This is a genomic window from Ruegeria sp. HKCCD6428 (assembly GCF_013110595.1).
Taxonomy (GTDB): Bacteria; Pseudomonadota; Alphaproteobacteria; order Rhodobacterales; family Rhodobacteraceae; genus Ruegeria.
The window spans coordinates 260577-284872 of the sequence record NZ_WVQX01000005.1 but is presented as its reverse complement, the minus strand read 5'-3'; the positions used below and the strand labels follow the sequence as shown (position 1 = coordinate 284872).

Sequence of the window (24296 nt, the reverse complement as noted above, 5' to 3'; positions counted from 1 at the left end):
GTGATGTCCTCATTCGTTCTTTGGCGCGACCCAGGCTGTGGCAGGCCCGCTCAGCAATTTGTTCAGCAGGGCCTCGGTAAAGGCCCAGATGTCCTGATCATGGACCAGATGATGGGTCAATATGCCGAAGGGCTCAGTGTTGTCTGAACGGCCTTCGCGTCGGTCTCGCAGAAGACCAGCAGTCTGTGCGATCAGGGCGTCGGCTGAGATCAAGCCACGCGACCCGCGCCAGTCGATCGGATCAAGATGGGTATTGATCTGCTCAAGCCCCGGTGCGACCAGACGTGATTTGCGGGGCGTTGTGGTGGACAGGATGCGGTATCCCAGCTTTGGCAACTGCTTGGCCATCTCGGGTGCAATGCGATTCCAGGGGGGCACGAACATCTGTCGCATATTGTCACCAAACACGGACCGAAGACGCGCCATCCCGGCCTGCGCATCCGTCACCATCACGTCCAGCGGACGGTCGAGCCGAAACTCGGCCTTCTTCTCGCCGCGGGGCGCATGGTTTGTATGCGCCCACCCGTGTACGACCGGAACAAGAGACGCGCGCGCGGCAACGTATTCCGCCAGCGCGAGCGTCGCGTCGCGTGGAATGACGGCCAGATGCACGGGCAGGCCCAGTTTGTCGGCCAGCTCGGAAAGGCGGTCCAATTGCGGTGTTGGCGCAATGGCATCATCATCGCGCCACCACACAGGCAAGGGCAAGCTTTCGGCACGCCAATGGTTCAACTCGACGTCAAGTGGGCGCCAGTCGGGGTTCATGTGCGCTGCTCCAGCAGGCGCTTGGCGATGTGGACGGATTGGATAGCCCCGTCAAAACCGAAATCCTGTTGTACACGGGGGCCGTCGGCCACGACACGCTCCACCGCCCGAGCCAATGTCGCCCCGCTCAATGCTCTGCTTTCCAGAACTTCGATTGCGGGCAGATCGGACAGGCTTCGCCCGCGCAGCCCTTGTTCCACCTCTTTGCCGTCGTCGAAAGGCACAAACACGGCGGGGGTGCCACTTTGAAGGATATCCATGGCAGTGTTGTAGCCGCACATGCTTACCGAGGCCGCTGCAAGGGGCAGCATCTGGCGGAAATCCGGCCGCACCGGTTCCAGAACAACCGAAGCACCTTCGGCCATCCGAGACAATTCCGCGATCCGTGCCTTTGCATCCGTTCCACCGACCAGCAGGCGCCAGCGCCTGCTGGGCATCTTTCGGGCGGCCTCGATGGCTGCGCGAAAGATCGGTTGCCCGACGGATCCGCCGCCAGCGCTGACCAGGATTTCATCCTGGCCCGCCGCGTCGGGGTGAGGTTGGGGCAATGCAGGCGCCACAAAGCCGGTGTAGTGAAGTCGCTTGGCCAATCGGTCCGACACCGGCCAGCTGACCGACAGGGGCGTAACGCTTTCGGTCGAATGAACCAGAATGCCGTCATAATACCGAGACACGATTTCATCCGCGCGCTCGGCCTTGGCGGGTTTGGAGGGCGGAGCCAGAATGTCGCGGACCGATCCGAGAATGACGGGACGCTCAGGCAACGCGCTTGCCGCATTCAGGGCCGCATCGAACTCGGCCGACAGTGATCGGCGACCAAAGGGGTAAAGCTCGGTGATCAGGATCTGCGGCTGGAAGCTGTTCACCGCCTGCACCAGGGCGGCCTCGCGCGTGGCGTGATAGGCCGCGTCAGCCTCGTCGCCGGCTTCGGTCAGCAAACGGGTGAAGTTGGTTCCGTCTGATCTGAGCGGCGGCAAGCCGAACAGGGTCATGCCCGTGCTGTCCAATTGCGGCGCGGGCACGCCACCCGTCACGACCATGACGTCGTGGCCATCATCCCGAAAGGCCCGCCCCAATGTCAGCGCCCGGCTGAGATGCCCGGTGCCCAACAGGTGCGTGACGATGATCATCACCTTCATTGCGGGGCCTCGTATTTGATCAGGCGAACGGGGTCGGCGTCGGCGGTCATGGTCTTCATGTCGACGATATACAGCCGATTGCGTTTGATCTTAAAGGGGGCAGGTCCTTCGAAATTCCAACCCCATGCCCAAGCCAGAATGACCCGCATGATACCGATATGGCAGACCGCGACCGTATCCTGCCGCAGCGCGGACAGCCAGGGGCGAAGCCTGTCCCGAACCTCGGCCGGGCTTTCCCCGTTTGGTGGACGGAAATCCCAGCCCCAATGCTCGATATGACGATATCCGCTGGATGTGTCCGCGATCAGGTCGACCCCGCGCTGACCTTCCCAATCGCCCCAGTTCATCTCGGTCAACGCGTCCGCGGTGTTCGGGTCGCGACCGGTCACGATTTGCGCCGTCTCACTGGCGCGGTGCAGGGGGCTGGACCAGATGTCAGCCTCGGCCCAGTCCTGTGGCAATCCATAGCCCGCCAATTCGGCTCGGGCGTCATCGTCCAGCGGTATGTCGCTGCGCCCCTGGATCCGTCCCGCTCGGTTCCAATGGGTGTGCCCGTGTCGGAGCAGTGCAAGCCGGGTCATGATACGTCCTTCAGCAGGGGGCGGAGGGTTGCCCACAAGCGCTCGGTCGCCTGTGGCATCAGGTGGCGCTCTGCCACGTAGTTGCGTGCCGCAGCGCCCAGAGTGTGGCGCAGCGTGGAATCCGACAAAAGGGCCTGCATGCCATCCGCAAATCCCCTGGCGCCACTTTCGACGGATGGATAGGCCGCCGGGGACAGAACATCGCGTACGCCGGGCCGATCCTGAGCGACCACAGGCAATCCCGCAGCCTGCGCCTCGAGGTAAATCATGCCGTAAGCTTCGTTCACTCCGGGCCATGCAAGCAGAGATGATTGTTGATAGACGCGTTGCAGTTCTTCCCGGTCAAGCTGACCCAGAAAACGCACCCGCTGTCCGAACGGCGCCATCAGCGCCTCAACTTGCCTGCGCGCTGGGCCGTCTCCTGCGATGTTCAGGTGCCAGTCCCCGGTCAAATGCGCCAGGGCCTCGGACAATATCTGATAGGACGCCAGCTTGTCCCCATGCCGCATCATGCCCACGGTCAGCATGGGTGCGCCACCTGTGGCGGCCGGAGGCAGTTCCGAGATGGGCAGGAACGGAGGCAATTCGACCAAAGCCTGATCGCCAAAGCGATCCCGCTGCAAAGTGATCAGGTCGTTGGCCGTATGATAAAAGATCACATCCGCTGCATCGCAGGCCTGATGCGCCGCCTTGGCGAACTCAGCCCACGGCCCGTTTAACCGACTGGATGCGCGGGTGCTTTCCAGTTGCACATAGGGAATGCCACGCGCCTTGCAAACCCGAGGGCCCAGCAGGTCAGGTGCCTTGTAATAGTTGTGGTAGGTCACCCACAGATCGGTATCTGATGGCAAGTCAGAGACAAGTCGCTTCGCTTCATCTTCTGCCGCGCGCCTCAGGGCTTGTTGCAGGTCTTCGTCGCCGCTTTTGTCATAGATGCGCAAGTCGGTCGCCAGATCGACCGTTTCACCCTCGGCGGTCAGCGCCTGCATCAGATTCCGGGCCATTTCACGGTCGCCCGAAGGTTTCGGGCTGTCAGGAGATTTCATCGGGGCATAAAACGCGACCCGCGCCATTACGCGTTTTCCATGCACATGGAATTGAGGCGTTCCGACAGCCGTGCAATGCCGGGAGCCATTCGGAATTCGGCGATCAGGCGATCATAGGCCGCATGCGCCATCTGTGACGCTTGCTGCGGATTGGCTGACAAACGTTCGACGGCATCCGCAAGTGCAGAGGGGGCGTCATCGGACAGAACCCCATGTGTTCCGGTTTCGATAAACTCGGGGATCGCCGAGACCGGTGTCGACAGGATTGGCAACAACTGAGACGCGGCCTCCATCAACACATTCGGCAACCCGTCGCGGTCTCCGTCCTTCGCGATGCGGCTGGGCAGAACGAACAGGTCGGCATCACGCATTGCTGCGATGACCTGGGGCTGGTCGCAAGCCCCTTTCCAGGTGATCCGGTTCGCAATGCCGGCTGCGTTCGCCTGTGCCCGCAAAGCGTCACCCAATGCGCCGCCGCCGATATGGGTCCAGTGCCAGTTCAGGTCATCGGGCAGAAATGCAAAAGCCGCGATCAGACGATCGAAGCCTTTCTTCTCGACCAGCCGCCCGACGGAAATCATGTGAAAAGGATCATTCACAGCACGCAGCCTTCGCGTTGGGGGCTTGGGAAAGCGAGACAGGTCCAAACCGTGATAGATCAGGTCCACGCGCTTGGGGTCATCGGCCAGGCTGCGCAGATGTTCCGCTCCGATGGCTGTGCAGGTGGCGCCAAACGTGGCCCCGTAGGATGCGGCTTGCAGCTTTTCACGTTTTTCCCAATCCGGCGACGTCCAGATATCCTTGGCATGAGCCGAAAAACTCCACGGCAATCCGCGCATGATGGCGGCGTAACGGGCAACGGATGACGGCGTGTGCATGAAGTGAGCGTACAACCCTTGCGTCCGGGCAGGCAATTCCGCGGCCAGAACGCAGGCTTGCCCAAACCGTCGGATGCGATTGGGTGTCGGGTCGCGCTTCAAGTCCTGACGCCAGATCCGATAGGCCTTGTCGTAACCGGGAAGCGTTTGGGCAAGGGCCCGTGCCGCCCAGACCCGTTTGGGTTCGTCATGAAGATACTCGGGCAGGTATCGGACCTGTCCTGTGAACCGGTCGTGCAAGGGATGGCGTTTCGTATCGGTCGGGTGCCGCAAAGACCAGATGTCAAAGCGATGCCCGGCCTCCTGCAAGGCGACAAGTTCCTGCGCAATGAACGTTTCGGACAGTCGTGGCCAACCTTTGACCACAACCGCCAATCGAGGAGAATCTGAGGTCATCCGGTGGCTCGTTCCTGTTCCCAGGTCAGCAGGCTTTCGATGCGGTCGGTGACATAATCCAGCCCGTCCAGCAATCCGCTTTGTATCGCCTGCGACGGCAGGGACTGGTGCGGCAGTTCCCGAATGGCGCGGATCATCGCGTCCGGCGTCAGGCCATCCCGGTTTTCATCCAGCATTCGGACAAGGCCCAGCCCTTCTGCGCGCGAGGCCCGTATCCACTGTTCCAGACGAGGCGTGGTGCGCGGGACGATGACAGCGCGTTTGTCAAAGGAAAGAACCTCGCAGAACGTGTTGTAGCCGCCCATGCAGACGACGCCTTCGGCCCCTGCAAACAGCGTTTCGATCTGGGATTCGAACCCAACGGCGGTGACGCGACCGTTCAATGCGGCAACGCGGGTTTCGAAATCTTCGCGCAACTCACCGGACAGGAAGGGGCCATAGACCAAAACCGCCCGCGGCGACAGGTTTGGATCTTTTTCATAGGCAGACAGGACGAGGTTGACCATCGCCTTGCCGTCGCCGCCGCCGCCGGGCGTGATCAGGATATAGGGTTGTTTCGGAGGCTCGCCGACCGGACCAAGATCGCGGCGCAGATATCCCGTCCAGTGGATGCGGGACTGTGCCGCGGCGCTCAGCGGCAACCCCTTTGTCGGGTCGTAAATCGACTGCAAACCGTAAACCCAGATTTCGTGATAAAACCGTTCGGTGGCTTCAACCGCTTCCTTGCGCGCCCACTCGGCGGCCAGGACTTCGGGTTCATCCAGAACATCGCGCAACCCAAGCACCATTTTGGTTCCGCAGTTCTGTTGCAGGTGGTTCAGTGTCGGCAGCAGCTCACCCCGGAACCCCGTCGGTTCCTTGTCGACGATCAGCACATCAGGGTCGAACTGCTGAACAGCGGTTTGAATCAGACCCGACCGCAACTCGGTCACTTCTTCGATGCCCATCCCGATCGTGCGTGCAGCATAAGACCCGTCTGCGCGTTTGGTGACACCGGGCAGGCGCACGTGGTCAACGCGACGGGGAAAGGTAAACCGTCCGGCCACGGGTGATCCCGTCAGGATCAGCGCGGATGCGCTTTGGTCCGCCTGCGTGATCGCGGCCGCCAAAGCCCGAGACCGGCGAAGATGGCCCAGCCCGAACGTGTCGTGACTGTAAAACAGGATACGCGGTGCGCGGCCCGGTTTGGAATTGGTTTTGCCTAGGCTCATAGTGTTGCCTGTCTTCTTGATCCCGGTTCGAAATCCGCGCGTTTGCAAGCGTTACTGTATATATCCCCGTCACGCTTGCCAAAGGAGGAATTGCTCTTCCGCAAATGTTCCAAGCATTGCGATTTGGCAACAGCATATTGACGGTTTCGCGTCATGTCGCACCAAGGCTTGAGGGGGATCGCAAAAGAACCGGTGAACTGGCAAAGGGGCAGGGCCTACAGATCCCGTTCATATTCAATTTTCGCCAGATTGAAAACATCCGGAATCAGGCAGTGCGCCAAGAACACGCCCGGACACGATATTGAGCAGGGTGCGCCCGAGTGTTTGAACTGCCTGAAACCCTTCTGTAATCTGACCGCTATCGGAAAAACTGGATGCAAAACCCCATGAAACATACCTTTCTGGCCGCAACACTTCTGGCTTTGTGGGCTTTTGTACTGGCGCTTCCGGTCAGCGTTTCAGCGCAAACATCCTTGATTCCGGGATACAACGCGGACAGTTCGTCTGCGTCTACGCAGGAAAGCGACTTGGCTGCCGCAATTCGCGCCGCCAGCGAAGCCGGGGCCAGTGTGATCGTCATCGACAGCGCCGGGCAGGTTGTGACAACGGCAGGCGGCACGGATGCGGGCACGAATGATGCGGCGGGCGATTCGAACAATCCCATGGGTGAGGGATCGCAGCTGATGAAGGCGCAGGAGCGGTTCTCGAAATTCCGTGAGTCCATGCAATCACGGCTTGAGGCGCTGCCGTATTCGGTGTTCGAAGTGAAGTATATCCTGCGTCAGACCAGTCCGGACGGTCGCATTCAGACCTATGTGGAAGTTCTGGGCTGGAACATTCTGTTCCTGTTGTTGGGCCGCTGGCTGTCTATCGAGATATACGGGAAACGCATCGCGCGCCGCTGGGTCGTGGCGCGGATCAAGGATGAACCGCAGGGTTACCGAGAAAAGATGCCCTTCCTTCTGTTCCGGTTCCTGATGGGGATCGGAGCGACGATATTTGCCATGCTCATGGCCCTGATCGTCGGATACCTGTTTTTTGGCGAAGCGGACGATATCTCGATCCAGTTCACGGTCACGGCGATCTTCACGGCGTTCTTCCTGTCGCGCACGGTGTCCGATCTGTGGCGGATGGTATTGTCACCTTACCTGAGTCAATACCGGCTGCCACCGTTCTCGGACCGGGACGCCAAGCGGCTGTATCTGTGGGCTTCGGCACTCGCGACCTATGACATCACGGTTGTTCTGTTTTCGACCTGGGTTGCGGATTTCGGGCTGAACTACAACGTCTACGCCATGGTCTATGGCTGTCTGACAATGGTGGGCGCTTTCGGCAATATTCTGATGATCCTGTTCAATGCCCGGGCTATTTCAAATGCCATCCGGGGCGGCAGAGCGCCGGATCAGGTCTCGTGGTTGTTGCGGTTCGTATCCTTCGGCTGGGCACCTGCACTGATCGTCTATGTCGTGTTCAGCTGGTTCCGTCTGGCGGTTGATCTTGCACTGGAGAACCCAACGCCGCTGCCGCTGATCGCAAGCAGCTATATGATCTTCATGTCCGTCGTCGTTGCCTATGGTGCGATGAACTACGTGCTGGAGCGGTATTTTGACCGTTCGCGCAAGATCAACGAGATAAACGAAGAAACCGCCGCTCCCGAAGCGGATGCCGAGCCCGTGGAAACGCCCGAGGCAGAACAGCGCAAACAGTATCTTCTGACCTATGAAGATCTGGCGCGCCGGGTGGCCGGAATTCTGGCCTTTGTGATTGGTGCCTATGCCCTTGTGGTGATTTGGTACCCCGATGCGGACTGGAGCGAGGACCTGCCGGTTGCACGCGTGCTGGATGTAATGGTCATCATTTTCATCGGCTACATCCTGTTTCATTTCTTTCGCATCTGGATCGACAGCAAGATAGCGGAAGAAGTCGATGATGGCACCGAGGCCGAACTGGGCGATGAGGGCGGGGAAGGCGGGCAAAGCCGGCTGGCGACGCTGCTGCCATTGTTCCGCGGCGCAATTCTGGCCGTTGTGGTCGTGACCATCATGCTGATCGTTCTCATGGAACTTGGTATCAATGTCAGCCCGCTGTTTGCCGGTGCTGGTGTGGTTGGTCTGGCTGTCGGTTTCGGATCTCAAACACTGGTGCGAGACATCTTTTCAGGGGCGTTTTTCCTGATGGATGATGCCTTTCGGAAGGGTGAGTACATCGATATCGGAGACGTCAAGGGAACGGTCGAGAAAATCTCGGTCCGGTCCTTCCAGCTGCGTCACCATCTTGGCGCGCTGAACACGATTCCTTTTGGCGAAATCAAGGTTCTGACGAACTATTCCCGTGACTGGGTGATCATGAAACTGCCGCTGCGCGTGACCTATGACACCGACGTGGAAAAGGTGCGAAAGCTGATCAAGAAGCTGGGGCAGGAGTTGCTGAGCGATCCTGTGATCGGCGAAAACTTCATACAGCCGCTGAAGTCCCAGGGCGTGATCGAGATGCAGGATTCAGCGATGATCATCCGGGTCAAGTTCATGACCAAACCGGGCGATCAGTGGTTGGTGCGCAAGAAGGTCTATCAGGAAATTCGCGAATTGTTCGCGCGGGAAGGCATCAAATTCGCGCATCGCGAAGTCACCGTGAGGTTGGCGGACGGCAAAGAGGCCGATGACTTGACGCCGAAACAGCGTGAGGCGGTAACAGGCGCGGTGCAGGCGGCGATTGATGAGGATTATCTGGACGATATCGGGCCAGGGGGCGATGATCGATAGGGGCGCTCCCGTCGCTTTGGACTGCGTCTCTTACGAGACGCCACCCAAAGCGTTGGGCCCGGCCGCGCGTCCCGCGCGGCGGATGGTCAGTTGGCGTTGAGTGGCCAGACAGGGTCCGAAGCGCCCAGTTTCGACGCAGGCAAATCCCAGCGCATCGTCGCTTCGCCGACCCTCAGCGCAGGGTTGAGGCGATGGCCCGGCCCCCAGCCGGAAGTCTCTGTCGCCGTGCCGTAATCTGTTGTTGCCGGGGTGATGGGCGCGGATTGTGCTTCGTCTTTACCGAGCACGGCCAGAAGTTCGGCGGTGCGCGCCAGAGAGAGATGCGCGTGCATGATGGAATTGCCAGATGCGGCCTCGGCCAGTGCGGACAGGACGGCAGCCGCCATCAGATAGCCGGTCGCGTGGTCCAGAGCCTGAACCGGCAACGGGGTCGGCTTGTCCGCGTTCGCCCACCCCATCCCGGCATGGGCGATACCCGCGCTCATCTGGACAAGGCTGTCAAACCCGCGCCGGGTCGACCATGGACCTTGCCAGCCATAGGCATCCAGCGTGACTTCGATCCGGTTCGGAGCCAGCTCGTCACGTTTGGCCCGGGTCAGACCCAGTGCCTCCAGCGCGCCGGGTCGATACCCGTGTACGAACACATCCGCTTGAGCCAGCAACCCATGCAATCGTTCAAGGCCGGTTTCGGATTTCAGATCAAGATAGGCGCAGCGCTTTCCCAGCGATATGTCGGGGATCACCCCCGGTTCATCCCAGCCAGGCGGATCGATGCGCAAGACCTCGGCTCCGAACCCTGCAAGCGTTCGGGTAGAAACCGGGCCGGCCAGAACGCGCGTCAGATCCAGCACCCGCAACCCGGCCAGAGGCCGGTCAGCGGTGGCCCGAGGTCTGTCGCGCAGATTGACATAGCGCGGTCCCTGCCATCCGATCAAAGGGTCGCGCGACACGGCGCGGCCTTGTGGGTGATCAAGCCATTCCGTCCGGCTGCGCATGGCAGCGGCCACCCCACCTTCGGCAACAACCGCCGTTTCCAGATCCGATACTGACCAAGACCTGACGGCTTTTGCCACGGCTTCACGCTCTGGCTGGGTGGCAAGGACTTTCAACGCGGCAGAGCGATGGCGGGGCAGGTTTGTGTGCAGCCTGATCCAGCCATCAGCGGCTTTGTAGTCGCCCGCGACCGCATCCCACAAACTGGGCATGTCCCAACCTTCCGGTTTGAAGGAATAGCCGAACCACAGAGATGCCAGCCGATGATCGATCGAGACTTCGGGTGCGTTCGTGGACAGGTTGATCGCCTGGATCAGCCGGGCCATTTCCCGCCCCACGGCTGCGAAACTGGCGGTGGCCAGTTCGGAAACGGCAAAGGCGCTTGGCAGAACACCGGCACCGACCCTGTGATAGCTGCCGGCAGCGGGAAGCGTGGCCAGCAGACTCATTGCTGATAGGGGTCGAGACTGTCGCGCAGCCCGTCACCAAGGAAGTTGAACGCCAATACCACGACAATGATCGGCAGCATCGGGATTGCCGTCCAGGGATAGATCTCGATCGACGCGAGGTTCTGCGCGTCATTCAGCATCACGCCCCAACTGACTGCGGGTGCGCGCAGGCCGAGGCCAAGAAAACTGAGCGCCGTTTCCCCCAGGATCATGGCAGGGATCGACAATGTGGCCGATGCAATCAGGTGCGACATGAAGTTGGGCAGCAGGTGCTTGCGGATCACACGGCCAGAACTTGCCCCCATCATCTCGGCGGCTCTGACATATTCCTCTTCCCGCAAAGACAGGAACTTCGCGCGAACCGAGCGCGCCAGGCCCGGCCAGTCCAAGATGCCCAGAATGATCGAAATGATGAAGAACACCGCGACCGGGCTCCAGTTCGAAGGCACGGCGGCGGAAAGGGCCAGCCACAGCGGCAGTTCCGGCAACGAACGCAGGATTTCGATGACACGGTTGATGGTCCAGTCGATACGCCCGCCGAAATAGCCGGCCATCGAACCGAACAGGATGCCAAGAAAGAAGGACACCGAGATACCGATCAGTCCCACCGTCAAAGACAGCTGCGCGCCATAGAGAATTCGGCTGAAGATGTCTCGGCCCAGACGGTCGGATCCCCACAGGAACAGCGTTGTCCCCTCTGGCGGGCAGAACAGATGCGTGTCCGACGGTATGAAACCGGCCAGCTTGTATTCAGAGCCTTCGCAGAAGAACCGGATCGGGCGCGGGTCTTCCGTGTCGGGGACAAACTTCCATTGGAAGGTTTCAAGGTCCGCCTCGGCGACGATCGGATAGACATGTGGGCCGATGAACTCACCCTCGTGAAACCAGTTTACCGATTGTGGTGGCGCGTACAGGTGCTCTCCGTTTCGGTCATTTGGCCCGTAAGGCGCAATAAACCCGGCAAAGGGCAGCATTAGATAACAAAACAGCAGGAAGATGCCCGAGATCAGGCCCAGCTTGTGGGTTTTGAACTTGCGCCAGACCAGAACCCAGTTGGGGGCATCCAGATCGGCGCGTTCCAGCTGCTGAATCGAGGCCTGCGGATCAAACGGCGCATCATCGACATAGCGGTTGTCAGGACGATCAGTCATGCCTCGCGCCCCTCATACCGAATGCGCGGATCCAGCATCACCAGCAGGATATCAGAAATCATCGTGCCGATCAGCGTCAGCAGGGCGACGAACATCAGGATGAACGCGGACAGGAATTGATCCTGCGTCTTCAAGGCAGTCAGCAGTGTAGGGCCAATGGTTTGCAGGCCCAGAACGACCGATACCAGAACCGAGCCGGACACCATCGACGGCAGCAGGTTGCCGATATCGGCGACAAAGGGGTTGAAGGCCACCCGCAGGGGATACTTGGTCAGCATCCGTGACGGGGCCATGCCCTTTGCAATGGCGGTTTCCACATAGGGTTTGCCGAGTTCGTCCAGCATGTTCGCGCGCAGACGCTGCATCATCGCCGATGCGCCTGAAGTGCCGATGACGAAGGTCGGTACGATCAGGTGGATGAGGATGGATTTCAGTTTCTCCCAACTCATCGGCTGGCCTTCGAAACTGGGATCCATCAAGCCCCCGATCGGCAGGTTGAAATACTGGTGGCCATAATAGAACAGGATCAGCGCAAGCAAAAAGTTCGGCGTTGCCAGCCCCAGATACCCCACGAAGGCCGAGGTATAGTCGATCCATGTCCGGGACCGCGCGGCGGCGATAACGCCCAGCGGCAACGCGACGGCATAGACAAACAGGATCGCAGCCAGATTGACCACAACCGTCAACCAAAGCGTGTCGCCGACGATTTCGGAAACGGGACGGTCAAATTCAAAGGACCACCCGTAATTGCCCTGGATCAACCCCGAAAACCCGTGCGGTCCGGGCCAGAATCCCATCCAGATCAGGTATTGTTCCCACATCGGACGGTCCAGAGCGTATTCAGCGCGCAGGAACTCTGCCTTTGCGACACCTGCCGACTGGCCCGAGGCCTGAAGTTCAGCGATCTGGTTGCTCAGATAGTCGCCGGGCGGAAGGTTGATGATTACAAAAACCAGAACCGAGACCACCAACAAAGTCAGCAGCATCGTGAAAAAGCGATACACCACGTAGCGCAGCATGATCATTTAGCTGCTCCTGCTCAATCGGCGAAAAAGAACTCTTCCGGGCGGTGAATGCCGAAATGTGCACCGGGTTCCCAGGCCCACATAGCCTGTTCCGGAACATTTCGCAGGCGGTTTGACACCACAATGGGCTGGGGGGCGCCGTTCAGGATGCCGATGGCATAGACCTGATCGGCATGGATTTTCAACATCTCGGTCCAGACAGCCGCGCGTTCTTCATCGGTCGTGGCGATTTGCCATTCATGCGCCAATTCCATCAGGCGCTGCGCCTCTGGCATGTCGGGGGCTTCACCCGCTTCGCCACCGGTCTGATAGTGCTGCCCCCATTTTGGCCAGGCCAGGAACACCTGATCTGTCGGAGCGAGATAAGCCGGGGACGTATGCGCCTGCGGAATACCATCATCCCAACCGAACCAGACGGACGCCATCGAATTGCCCGCGAACACACGGTTGCGTAGGATGTCCCTGTCCAGCGGGCGCATGACCAGTTTGACACCGATTTCACGCCAGGTATCGGTTACGATCTGAAGCGCGTTTTCGACTTCCTGCCGCTCACCTGCGGTTTCGATTACCAGCTCCATTGGGCGACCGTCAGGCAACAGGCGAATGCCGTTCTTGTCGCGCTGATCCAGACCAGCCTCATCCAAAAGCGCATTGGCCTGATCAACATCGTATTGCGCCCAGGCCGCAGCGTTTTCTTCACTGTAGAAGGGCGAGGCGGGAAGAACCGAGTTCGCGGCGGGGTGTGCGAGTTTGAAGTAAAGCGCCTGGTTGATGGTCTGCCGGTCGATGGCCAGCGACAAGGCGCGCCGCACGCGAACGTCCCTCAGTACATCGCGCCAGACATCATCAGAAAAGTTCAGGTTCGGGTAGATCGCGATCTGCGAGGCCACGCCGGTTTTCCACAACAGCGTTTTGTATCCGCCTTGTGCTTCGCCTTTCTTGAGGATCGACGCGTCTCGGAAGGCAAGGCCACGGCCTTGCAGGTCGCTTTCACCGGCGTTGGTCTTGGCGGCAACAAGACCGGGGGCGACGATCTCCATCTCGACCACGTCAATATAGGGAAGTTGCACCCCCTTGCTGTCGATCCGGTGATAATAGGGGTTGCGCACAAAGTTGTGACGGATTTTCTTGCCCGAACTGGCGTTCAGCCATGGCTGCAACGTGGGAAGTTCGTGGTTGTCGAACTTGTAAAGATTATCCAGCTTGTTGTGCAGCGCCGCCCAGCTTTTGACCCGGGCATCTTCAACCTGAAAGGCAAGCTCTTCCGCGTCCGCGTATTTCTCGTGATACTGTTTCAGAAACGCGGCCGGCCGGTAAATAAACGGCGGTCGTGCTTGTGCCAGAGATTGCAGGAAGTTCGGGTTCGGGTCGTCCCATTCGAAGATCACGGTGGTCTCATCGGGAAACGTGACCGTGGGCAATTTACCTTCGACGATCAGAAAATCGGGTGGGCCTGACGGGCTGAGCAACTCGTTGCTGGCGACGTCTTCCCACCAATAGCGGAAGTCTTCCGAGGTAAAGGGTGAGCCGTCCGACCACTTGTGCCCTTCGCGCAGTTTCAGGGTAAATTTGCGATTGCCCTCGTTTTCATACGAGGCCAGCAGGTCGGGTACCAATTCGTAATCTTGGTTGAACCCAACCAACCTTGCATAGCCATAGACAACCATCTGCCGGATATCTTTGGATCGCGTGACCATAGTGCGCAGAGTGCCACCCGGTTTCCCGAATTCTCTTCCTTTTGCGGCCAGATCCACAATCAGAGGGTCCTTGGGCAAACGCCCCTGCACTGGCGGAAGATTGCCGCTTTCAACCTCGGCGCTCCAGAAGGCGCTTTCCTGAGGTGTTGGGATTGTATCTGCCGCCGCGGGCAGGATCCCTGAAAACGCCAGCATAGCAGCCAGCAGCAGAGGGCGAATGGTATTAAACATGGCAACGTACCTTATGGCCCGGTTCCAATTCCACCAGTGAGGGTATCACGGTGTCCGAGAAACGAAAGGCTTCATCCCAACTGTCCGGCGCGCCGGCACCCAGAGAAACCAATTGAAGGTCAATCGGGCGATTGATGTCGGGTTCGGGTTGAGCGGCAATCAGCGCCTTGGTGTATGGATGGCGCGGATTGTAGAAAAGAGTTTCGGGCGGTGCCTGTTCGACGATCAGACCCCGACGCATGACGGCAACTTCGTCAGCGATCCGTGCGACAACGGCCAGATCATGTGAGATGAACAGGTAGGACAGGTTCAGGCTGTCTTGCAGGTTTTCCAGCAACGTCAGGATTTGTTCCTGAACAGATACATCCAATGCCGAGGTCGGTTCGTCGCACACGATCAACTGCGGGTCCAGCATCATGGCCCGCGCCACTGAAAGGCGCTGTCGCTGCCCTCCGGAAAACGCGTGCGGATAGCGTTTGAGCATATCACCCGTCAGGCCGACGCGCTGCAACATCTCGGCGGCCTTGTCACGCTGTTCGGCTGTTGTGCCGATGCGGTGGATTTCCAGTGGTTCGGTCAAGGCGTCCTGAATGCGCATCCGGGGGCTGAGCGAACTGTAAGGGTCCTGAAAAACCATCTGTGCCTTGCGCTGAAACGCTGTGCGCTGGGCTCGGGTCATGTTGTGCACCGTGATCGGGTCGGCATCGGGGGCGGTACGAAACAGGACTTCACCACCGGGGTCGGGCAATTCAGCCCCCAGGGCGATGCGGGCCGCCGTTGTCTTTCCCGATCCGCTTTCACCGACAATTGCCAAAGTCTTGCCGCGCGCCAGGTTCAGGTCGACTCCTCGGCAGGCATAGATTGCTTTGTCGGATTGCCATCCTTTGCTGGACCGCATGGTGTAGGTCTTGGACACATCCTTCATCTGAAGGATCAGATCCGTGTCGGGCATCGGTATACCCACCGCATCCTGGTCCGGTATTTCCGGCGCGGCATCAAAAAGCTGCTTGGTATACGGGTGTGCGGGCGCGGTCAGGATCGGGGCGGCAGGGCCGGCCTCCATGATACGTCCCTTGTGCATGACGACGACCTGCTCGGCCATGTTGGCGACGACACCCAGATCATGAGTCACCAGAATGAGCGCCATGCCGGTTTCACGCTGCAATTCCTTGATCAGGCCCAGAACCTGCGCCTGCGTGGTCACATCCAGTGCGGTGGTCGGTTCGTCCGCGATCAGCAATTCTGGTTTTGACACCATGGCCATGGCGATCATGGCACGTTGGCGCATACCGCCGGACAACTCGAAAGGGTAGGAGTCATAGGCGCGCTGTGGATCAGGGAACCCGACGCGTTCGAATTGCGTCAGGACCTTTTTGCGTGCCGCGGACTCGGACAGCCCACGATGTAGCCACAAAACCTCGCTGACCTGATTGCCAATCCTGTGCAGCGGGGAAAGCGATCTCATGGGCTCCTGAAAGATCATTGAAACCCGATTGCCGCGGATGTCGCGCAGCTCACGTTCGGAAACCGTGGTGAGCTCGCACATGCCCTTGGAATCGTTCAGGGTAATCGTGCCGCTTCGAATCTGCGCCGTGCGGGGCAGGATACGTAAGGCTGCGCGGCATGTGATTGTTTTTCCCGATCCCGATTCTCCGACAAGGGCAAGCGTCTGTCCGGCTTGGACATCGAAGTTCACATCCGTGACCACGGAATTGCCCGTACCAAAGCCGATGCTGAGGTCTCTTACGGACAACAACGCGCTCATGCGGGTTTTCCACCCGTTTGACCGTTCGATGACATCGGTTACTTCAACTCCCCGTGATTTTTTGTTCAGTGTCGCGCGGTTCCGCCCGTCTAGTCAAACCCGTTCTTGGGCCGAAATGTCGCGAAATCGTGAAACTACGGGCTTCGTCGCTACACAAAGTCTTGAGATTTTGCCATCAAGGACGGCATCGGGCGCATTTATGCTCTCGAATGGTATCAAGGAGATATTTTCCGGTGTCCGAGAATCAAAGCCGTCTGGATCTGTTCATCGATCGCATGGTGTCACAGCGCGCTTGTCTGGATCACGCAATCCGGCTCACTGCGGGCATGGCGGGTCCGGTGTTCGAATTGGGTTTGGGCAACGGGCGTACGTATCACCATCTTGTGCAGCACATGGATGGCCGCCCGGTCTATGTGTTCGAACGCGCGGTGGCTTCGCACCCCGACTCGACCCCGCCCGAAGATCACGTGATTCTGGGCGATGTGCGGGATACCCTGCCTGCATCGGTTGAGCGGTTCGGCGCGTCAGCCAGCCTGATCCACGCGGATCTTGGTGGGCACAATCGCGAAAAGAATGACAAATTCGCGCGGTTTGTATCTCCGCTCATCGAGCCTTTGCTTGCTCCGGGCGGGCTGATGGTCTCAAGTGATCGGATGTATTTCGAAGGGCTGACCGAGATGCCGTTGCCCGAAGGCGCCGTCGAAGGGCGCTGTTTCATATATCGCCGCTGACCGAAAAGGAGTAACGGCATGATTTTTTACGATTGCTCCACTGCTCCAAACCCCCGTCGTGCGCGGATGTTCATTGCCGAAAAAGGATTGGATATCGAAACGCATGAGGTCTCGATTGCGAAAGGTGAACAATTGAGCGAAGCCTTTCGCGCCGTGAACCCACGGGCCACGATCCCGGTTCTGGTAACGGATGACGGAACCGTTCTGACAGAAAATCTGGGCATTGCGGCATTCCTGGAGGCACGGTTTCCCGAACCGCCTTTGATGGGCCGAACCCCCGAGGAAAAAGGATTGGTTCTGATGTGGAACGCGATCGTCGAACATCAGGGCGGGGCACCGATTGCCGAGGCTCTGCGCAATGGACATACTGCCTTCAAGGATCGCGCCATTCCAGGCCCTTCCAATCATGCGCAGATTCCCGAACTTGCACAGCGCGGGCGCGAGCGTGTGGCATCCTTCTTTGAAATGCTGGAATCACGTCTGACGGAAAGCCCGTTTGTGGCCAGTGACGTGTTTTCCCTGGCGGATATCTCGGCTTTCGTTTTTGTCGATTTCGCCCGCGTCATCAAGATGCGTATCCCGGAAGACAACGAGGCCACCCTGGCGTGGTTTCAAGCTATCCAATCTCGTCCAAGCGCAAGCCTGTAAACCGGCCGAACCGCGCCGGGTTGCGTTGTGATCGGCACTGTACAGAAATGTCTAGACAGATGTGAACAGTGCAACTAGCGTCTCCTCAGATTCTGTTCAGGGGAGGTCGGGATGAAATCCCAATATCGCGTCGTGGTCATCGGAGGAGGCGTTGTCGGGGCCTCGGTTCTGTATCACCTGGCCAAGTTTGGCTGGTCGGATGTCGTCATGTTGGAGCGGCGGCGGCTGGCGTCTGGGTCGTCCTGGCACGCAGCGGGGGGCATTCATGCTTTGAATGCCGATCCGAACATGGCGTCTTTGCAGGCCTATACGATTGATCTGCTCAGCGAGATCGAGAAGGAGTCAGGCCAGAATATCGGCCTGCACATGACCGGTGGTCTGACGCTGGCGGGAACCCCCGAACGGTGGGAGTGGTTGCAGGCCAATTACCGCATCTTCCAGTCCATCGGCATTGATGACTGTGAACTGCTGAGCCCTGAAGAGGCGCAGAAACGCTGCCCGATCATGTCCACCGATGGCATTCTGGGCGCGATGTGGGCCGACCGCGAAGGCTATATCGACACCACAGGCACCGTGCAGGCCTATGCCACAGCCGCGAAAAAGCGCGGGGCGGAATACTATGAGGAAACCAAGGTCGAGGAACTGATCCAGACGGCGGATGGCTGGCAGGTGGTGACCGACAGGGGCACGATCACTTGCGAACATGTGGTCAACGCCGCCGGCCTGTGGGCCAAGCAGGTGGGGCGCATGGCAGGGGTCGAACTGCCGGTTTCTCCGCTGAAACACCATTACCTGATCACCGACACGGTGCCCGAGGTCGCCGCGGCCGATTTCGAGATGCCGATGACCGTGGATCTTGAGGGCTTCACCTATATGCGGCAGGACCAGAAGGGCGTTCTGGTCGGCATTTATGAGGTCGATCACGAGCACTGGGCCATGGACGGAGCGCCGTGGAATTATGGCGAAGAGCTGTTCCAGGAGCAGCTGGACCGTATCGAAAACGAGCTGACGCTGGGGTTCGAACGCTATCCGGCGATCCAGAACGTGGGAATCAAGACATGGGTGAACGGCGCGTTCACCTTCTCGCCCGACGGCAACCCTCTGGTCGGTCCGGTGCCGGGCAAGCGGGGCTATTGGACCGCCTGCGCGGTGATGGCCGGGTTCCTTCAAGGCGGCGGCGTCGGCAAGACGTTGGCCGAATGGATGATCCATGGCGAGCCCGAGGCCGACGCCTGGCCGATGGACGTGGCGCGCTATGGCGACTATGCCCAGAACAAGCGCTATATCCGCGAGACGACGGGGCAGTTCTATTCCCGCCGCTTCGTGATGACCTATCCAAACGAGCAACTGCCCGCCGGGCGGCCGCTGAAAATGGCACCGGCGCATGATGCGATGACCGAGGCAGGGTGCAAATGGGGCGTCAGCTGGGATCTTGAAGTACCGCTTTATTTCGCGCCGAAAGGGTTCGAGGAAACCCCGACGCTCAAGCGTTCGAACGCGCATGACATCGTGGCCGAGGAATGCAATGTGATCCGCGAAGGTGCGGGCTTGCTGGATATTTCGGGCTTTTCTCGGTTCGAGGTTTCCGGTCCGAACGCAGAAGCCTGGCTGGATATGGTAATGGCCTCCAAGCTCCCCGGCCCGGGTCGTGCGAAACTGGCCCCGATGTTGGGTGAGGATGGGCGGCTGAAGGGCGATCTGACGGTGCTGAACTGGGGCGACGGGACCTGGTGGATCATGGGCAGCTATTACCTGCGGGCCTGGCATATGCGCTGGTTCGACGATCACATGATGGATGGCGTCAATATCCGTGATTTGGGCGAGGAATATTGCGGCTTTGCCGTGGTCGGGCCGAAGTCACAGGCGATTGTGGAAAAACTGGCGGAACAGGATATCTCGGGCTTGAAGTTCATGGGGTGCGGCGATTTCGATATCGGCCTCGTGCGCGCCCGCGTCGCCCGCATGTCGGTGACCGGAGAAAAAGGGTACGAGATCAACTGCCGCTATGGCGACCATATCAAGCTGCGCCGCATCCTGCTGGAAGCAGGGGCCGAGGAAGGCATCCGCGAATGCGGCTTCAACGCGATGCTGTCAACACGGCTTGAAAAAAGCTTTGGCATCTGGTCGGCGGAATTCACGCAAGCCTATACACCGGGCATGACCGGAATGGATCGCTGGATCGCCTGGGACAAGGACTTTGTTGGAAAGGCGGGCGCGCTTGCCGAACGTGACGGCAACGGCCCCGCGCAAATTCAGGCGACATTGGAAATCGATGCTCTGGACGCAGATGCCAGCGGATACGAACCGGTCTGGGCCAATGGCGAACGCGTTGGGTTCGTAACCTCGGGCGGCTACGGGCACTACACCGGCAAGTCACTGGCGATGGCCCTGATCGATCGGGACAAGGCGGAACCGGGCACGGAACTGTCCGTCCACGTGGTGGGGGTTGAACGCCCGGCGCGCGTGATTGCGCCGTCACCTTATGACCCCGAAGGCAAAGCGATGCGAGGCTGATCATGACTGCTGCGGAGCGCGGGCGCCGACGGCGGGGGCGGGGGGCTGAAGCCGCCCCGCAGCCCGGTCGCGATGTGAACTATCGCCAGCTCAGGAACCCTTTCCCACAGATGGAAGTGTTCCCGGCCGATCAGATCGCGGATATGCATGACACCGCCTTGCGGACACTGGAAGAGTTGGGGGTAAAGACCCTGCTGCCCGAGGCGCGGAAACTGTTCAAACAGGGCGGCGCGCGGGTGGATGAAGACACTGAGATGGTGTTTATCGGGCGCGAGATGGTTGAAGCCGCAGTCGCGTCAGCGCCCAAATCCATCGCCTGTCGCGCCGGCTCGCGGCGTCGCGATTTTACTCTCGAACTGGGCTCGCTGGTGTTTCAACCCGGAGCCGGCGCGCCGAACGCAACCGATCTTGAACGTGGTCGGCGCCCGGCGACAGGTCAGGATTACCTGGAGTTTCTGAAGCTCACCCATCATTTCGACGTGTTCCAGATGATTTCGCCACAGGTCGAACCGCAGGATGTGCCGACCCATCTGCGCCATTACTTCACGACTCGGGCCCAGATGGAACTGACGGACAAGTTTCCGTTCTTCTTCTCGCGCGGGACGCCGCAGGTGATGGACTGTTTTGAGATGCTGACCACGGCCCGCGGTCTTTCGGATGATGCGTTCCAGGGCAACGCGCATTGCTATACGATCATCAACACCAACAGCCCGCGCACCTTGGACATCCCGATGGCGCAAGGTCTGATCGACTTCGCCCGCCACGGTCAGATGTCGATCATCACACCCTTTACTCTGATGGGGGCGATGGCACCGATCACCGTGGCCGGGGCGATCACCTTGTCCCATGCCGAGGCCCTTGCCGCGCTGACTTTGACCCAACTTGTCAATCCTGGTGCGCCGGTCTGCTATGGCACGTTCACCAGTAACGTGGACATGAAGTCCGGCGCGCCCGCCTTTGGCACGCCCTCGCACTTTCAGGCATCACTGGCTGCGGGCCAACTGGCGCGGCATCTTGGTTTGCCCTGGCGGTCGGCTGCCGGATCGGCGTCAAACACCAACGACGTACAGGCCGCAAACGAGAACCAGTTTGGCCTTTGGGGATGCCTTATGGCCGGTGCAACGGTGATCATCCACTCCGCAGGCTGGTTGGAAGGCGGGTTGACGGTTTCCTTCGAAAAGCTGGTCTGCGATGCGGAAGTGCTGAATATGGTCGCCGAACTGTGCGCGGGCGTTCAGGCAGGGCCGTCCGAGATCGGGTTTGAAACTGCATTGAGTGAGGTTGAACCCAGTGGCCACTTCTTTGCATCAAGCCAGACGATGGAGCGCTATAATACTGAGTTCTATCAACCGCATGTCCATGACTACGCCAATTTCGGCACCTGGGCCGAACGCGGGTCTGTGGACGCAAACCATCGGGCAACGGATGTTTGGAAAGGCATTCTGAACGACTTCCAGGCGCCCGCTGTCGACAATGATCGGACAGGTGATTTACATGACTTCATTGCCCGTCGTACCGCCGAGGGCGGGGCACCGCCGGAGAGTTGAATGAGCCCGAAACCGATCCTTCATCGCGATGACCCCGAGGCCGAACCATTGATCGGCAACATCAAGGTCACGCGTGACGACTGGCTGAACGTGGCAATGGATGTGCTGATTTCGGACGGGGTGGACCAGATCAAGGTCCTGAACCTGGCCGAACGGATGGCAGTATCGCGGTCGTCGTTCTATTGGTACTTCAAATCCCGGCAAGAGTTGCTGGATGCATTGCTGGCGCGCTGGCAGGCCACCAACACCGCCGCCTTGGTCGCGCAGGCCGAAGCACCAGCCGAGACGATAACGGCGGCCGTCTGCAACGTTCATCGGTGCGTGGTGAACACCGATCTGTTCGATACGGCGCTGGATTTTGCCGTACGTGACTGGGCGCGAAAATCAGGCAAGGTGCGGCGTATGCTGGACCAGTCGGACGCCCGCAGGCTGGAAGCGCTGCACGCCATGTTCGCCCGCTACGGCTATTCCGAGATCGAAGCCGAAACCCGGGCGCGCGTGCTGTATTACATGCAGATCGGTTATGATCTGGCGCAATTGAACGAACCTATCGAAATGCGGCTGTCGATGGTGCCGCATTACCTCTACGCCTTCACAGGTGTCGAGCCGAAACCCGAGGAAGTTGAAGAATTCAGCGCGTATTCCCTGCGCTTTTGGAAAGGAAACCAGACATGAGCCAACCAGACGCAATCATCATCGGAACCGGCGTGATCGGCGCGGCTATTGCGTTCGAGATGTCCAAGGCGGGATGGAAAACCCTGTCATTGGACCGGAATTCTCAGGTCGGGCACGGTTCTACCGCGGGGTCCTGCGCGATTATCCGGATGCATTATTCTACATTTGATGGAACCGCGTTTGCCTGGGAAGGCTACCACTACTGGCGCGACTGGGCCGCGTATCTTGGCTTGCCGGAAGACGCCAACCTTGCGCAGTTCCGCGAAACCGGCTGTCTGGTCATGAAAACCGAGGCGAACGGGATGCTGGAAAAGCACATGCGCAATTCGTCCGAGCTGGATTGCCCGTTCGAGGAATGGTCAGATGAAAAAGTGCTGGAACGCTTGCCGGTCTATTCGCTGGACAGCTTTGCCCCCGCGCGCCGTATGGACGATCCTGAATTCGGCCAACCCAACGGGCGCAGAATGACGGGCGGTGTGTACTGGCCTCAGGCGGGTTATGTCACCGACCCGGCCCTGTCGGCCCAGAACCTGATGGATGCCGCGAAGCTGCATGGGGCAGAGGTGCGCACCGGCGCTGAAGTCACGGAAATCCTGACCGAGGGCGGGCGCGTTTCCGGCGTCAAGCTGGCCTCGGGCGAGGAAATCCACGCCAAGGTTGTGGTCAATGTGGCAGGACCTGGTTCGTCCATCATCAACAAGATGGCCGGCGTTCTGGACGATATGACCATCAAAACCCGGCCCTTGCGGCAAGAGGTCGTGCACGTTCCAGCCCCTGAAGGGTTCGATTTTGAACACGACGGAACCATCGTTTCGGACAGTGACATTGCCTGCTATTGCCGGCCGGAACACGGCAATCACATCCTTGTCGGATCTGAGGATCCGGAATGTGATCCGCATCAGTGGTGCGAGGACGATGTGAACTACAATCGTGAATTCACCGATCAATGGACCACGCAGGCCATGCGGTATGCGCAGCGTGTGCCCAGCCTTGGTATTCCATCGAAAACGCGGGGCGTGGTTGACCTGTATGATGCGTCTACCGACTGGATTCCGATCTATGACAAATCCAGCCTGCCGGGGTTCTACATGGCCTGTGGGTCAAGCGGAAACCAGTACAAGAATGCGCCGATTGCGGGCAAGATGATGGCGGCACTGATCGATTACTGTGAAGGTGGCGCCGATCACGACGCGAAACCGTTGCAGTTCGAATTGCCATATATCAAGCGGACAATCGACGTGGGCTTCTACTCGCGCAAACGCCCGATCAATGAGGAAAGCAGTTTCTCGGTTCTGGGCTAGTCGCGTTTCGCAAACGGTCTATGTCGTGTGTGGCTGTCAACAAGCCCGGCCCTGACATGACCGACCGAAAGACAACCGTATTGATCCTTGGCAGCGCCCCATCGGCGCTGGAGGCGCGGGCATGGTCGCGCGCGCCTTTCACGCATATCGTCGCCATCAACAACGCGTGGCGCATCCGAGAAGACTGGGATTACCTGATCCACCCCGAAGACTTCCCGGCAGAGCGCCGCCCTGGAAAAGTTTTTGGCACTCAACAGATAGTCACTGCCGACGAATATGTCCCAAGACAGAATGACTATGGCGGGTTCGTCTATGCCGGCGGAACGATGGCTTTCACGGCAGGCTATTGGGCTTTGTCAGCCCTGAAGCCGGATGTTCTGGCTTTTTCCGGTTGCGACATGATGTATTCAGGATCGGGACGAACACATTTTTACGGAAATGGCACTGCGGACCCTTTGCGAGAGGACGTGACACTGCGTTCGCTTGAAGCGAAGGCCGCCCGACTGGGTCTTTTTGCAGCCGCTCAGGGGTGCAGAACCGTACGGTTATCCGGCGCACCAAGCCGGCTGGTGTTTCCATCCGTCAACATATCTGACCTGACAGCCGCACCGCTTCCCGATATTGCAGCCATGCACAATGTGCAGCGAATGGAAGATGATCTTGGATATTATGTAGCCTCGGGACGGTATTGGGAAGTTGAACACCGGTTCGACCCTGCTGCGATTGACGCATTGGATCGTATGTGGCTAAGGGCCTATCGGCTTGCCGTATCGGAGAACGCGGCCTGACAC

General features: G+C 59.4%; 19 protein-coding genes. 8 read left to right on the top strand and 11 right to left on the bottom strand.

The window, feature by feature from the left end; all coding sequences use genetic code 11:
- Positions 1–9: 9 nt before the first annotated feature.
- From GS620_RS13915 to GS620_RS13890, 6 genes are read right to left on the bottom strand one after another with little or no spacing between them, the layout of a single operon-like run.
- Positions 10–765: a polysaccharide deacetylase family protein gene (locus tag GS620_RS13915; RefSeq protein WP_171616407.1), complete on the bottom strand. Its 756-nt coding sequence runs from the start codon at positions 763–765 to the stop codon at positions 10–12.
- The gene (locus GS620_RS13910; protein ID WP_171616405.1) at positions 762–1904 is read right to left on the bottom strand and encodes a glycosyltransferase family protein; all 1143 of its coding nucleotides are present in this window, start codon (positions 1902–1904) and stop codon (positions 762–764) included. The genes GS620_RS13915 and GS620_RS13910 overlap by 4 nt, the downstream gene beginning before the upstream one ends.
- Positions 1901–2485 carry a histidine phosphatase family protein gene (locus GS620_RS13905; protein ID WP_170344880.1) on the bottom strand — a complete coding sequence of 195 codons (585 nt, stop codon included), beginning with the start codon at positions 2483–2485 and terminating at the stop codon, positions 1901–1903. Before GS620_RS13905 ends, GS620_RS13910 begins: the two co-directional genes overlap by 4 nt.
- Complete coding sequence (locus tag GS620_RS13900; RefSeq protein ID WP_171205572.1) at positions 2482–3558, bottom strand: glycosyltransferase family 4 protein; 1077 nt, start codon at positions 3556–3558, stop codon at positions 2482–2484. Before GS620_RS13900 ends, GS620_RS13905 begins: the two co-directional genes overlap by 4 nt.
- Positions 3558–4805, bottom strand: a complete 1248-nt coding sequence (locus tag GS620_RS13895) for a glycosyltransferase family 4 protein (protein WP_171616403.1) — start codon at positions 4803–4805, stop codon at positions 3558–3560. The genes GS620_RS13900 and GS620_RS13895 overlap by 1 nt, the downstream gene beginning before the upstream one ends.
- Positions 4802–6016: a glycosyltransferase family protein gene (locus tag GS620_RS13890; protein ID WP_171616401.1), complete on the bottom strand. Its 1215-nt coding sequence runs from the start codon at positions 6014–6016 to the stop codon at positions 4802–4804. Before GS620_RS13890 ends, GS620_RS13895 begins: the two co-directional genes overlap by 4 nt.
- 386 nt (positions 6017–6402) lie before the next feature.
- Here GS620_RS13890 and GS620_RS13885 point away from each other — a divergent pair, with 386 nt between their 5' ends.
- On the top strand, positions 6403–8778 hold the full coding sequence (locus tag GS620_RS13885) for a mechanosensitive ion channel family protein (protein ID WP_171616399.1): 2376 nt from the start codon (positions 6403–6405) through the stop codon (positions 8776–8778).
- An 86-nt stretch (positions 8779–8864) separates the two neighbouring features.
- On the opposite strand, the gene GS620_RS13880 is transcribed toward GS620_RS13885, so the two are convergent.
- From GS620_RS13880 to GS620_RS13860, 5 genes are read right to left on the bottom strand one after another with little or no spacing between them, the layout of a single operon-like run.
- Positions 8865–10220, bottom strand: coding sequence for a CoA transferase (locus tag GS620_RS13880; protein WP_171616397.1), 1356 nt, complete (start codon positions 10218–10220; stop codon positions 8865–8867).
- Positions 10217–11371: an ABC transporter permease gene (locus GS620_RS13875; RefSeq protein WP_152457136.1), complete on the bottom strand. Its 1155-nt coding sequence runs from the start codon at positions 11369–11371 to the stop codon at positions 10217–10219. Before GS620_RS13875 ends, GS620_RS13880 begins: the two co-directional genes overlap by 4 nt.
- Positions 11368–12396, bottom strand: a complete 1029-nt coding sequence (locus GS620_RS13870) for an ABC transporter permease (RefSeq protein WP_152457137.1) — start codon at positions 12394–12396, stop codon at positions 11368–11370. Before GS620_RS13870 ends, GS620_RS13875 begins: the two co-directional genes overlap by 4 nt.
- Positions 12397–12410: 14 nt before the next feature.
- A complete protein-coding gene (locus GS620_RS13865; protein ID WP_171170970.1) occupies positions 12411–14324 on the bottom strand; it encodes an ABC transporter substrate-binding protein in 1914 nt (637 codons plus the stop codon).
- Positions 14317–16089 carry an ABC transporter ATP-binding protein gene (locus GS620_RS13860; protein ID WP_171616395.1) on the bottom strand — a complete coding sequence of 591 codons (1773 nt, stop codon included), beginning with the start codon at positions 16087–16089 and terminating at the stop codon, positions 14317–14319. The genes GS620_RS13865 and GS620_RS13860 overlap by 8 nt, the downstream gene beginning before the upstream one ends.
- A gap of 209 nt (positions 16090–16298) precedes the next feature.
- Here GS620_RS13860 and GS620_RS13855 point away from each other — a divergent pair, with 209 nt between their 5' ends.
- The 7 genes from GS620_RS13855 to GS620_RS13825 all read left to right on the top strand — a co-directional run bounded on the left by GS620_RS13855 (position 16299) and on the right by GS620_RS13825 (position 24293).
- Complete coding sequence (locus GS620_RS13855; RefSeq protein ID WP_171616393.1) at positions 16299–16820, top strand: class I SAM-dependent methyltransferase; 522 nt, start codon at positions 16299–16301, stop codon at positions 16818–16820.
- A gap of 18 nt (positions 16821–16838) precedes the next feature.
- Complete coding sequence (locus GS620_RS13850) at positions 16839–17468, top strand: glutathione S-transferase family protein (RefSeq protein ID WP_171616391.1); 630 nt, start codon at positions 16839–16841, stop codon at positions 17466–17468.
- Positions 17469–17579: 111 nt separating this feature from the next.
- Positions 17580–19982: an FAD-dependent oxidoreductase gene (locus GS620_RS13845; RefSeq protein WP_171616389.1), complete on the top strand. Its 2403-nt coding sequence runs from the start codon at positions 17580–17582 to the stop codon at positions 19980–19982.
- Positions 19983–19984: 2 nt separating this feature from the next.
- Positions 19985–21529, top strand: a complete 1545-nt coding sequence (locus tag GS620_RS13840; RefSeq protein ID WP_171616387.1) for a trimethylamine methyltransferase family protein — start codon at positions 19985–19987, stop codon at positions 21527–21529.
- Positions 21530–22204, top strand: coding sequence for a TetR/AcrR family transcriptional regulator (locus tag GS620_RS13835; protein ID WP_152457143.1), 675 nt, complete (start codon positions 21530–21532; stop codon positions 22202–22204).
- Positions 22201–23505, top strand: coding sequence for an FAD-binding oxidoreductase (locus GS620_RS13830; protein WP_171205583.1), 1305 nt, complete (start codon positions 22201–22203; stop codon positions 23503–23505). The genes GS620_RS13835 and GS620_RS13830 overlap by 4 nt, the downstream gene beginning before the upstream one ends.
- A 56-nt stretch (positions 23506–23561) precedes the next feature.
- A complete protein-coding gene (locus GS620_RS13825; protein ID WP_171616385.1) occupies positions 23562–24293 on the top strand; it encodes a hypothetical protein in 732 nt (243 codons plus the stop codon).
- Positions 24294–24296: the final 3 nt, after the last annotated feature.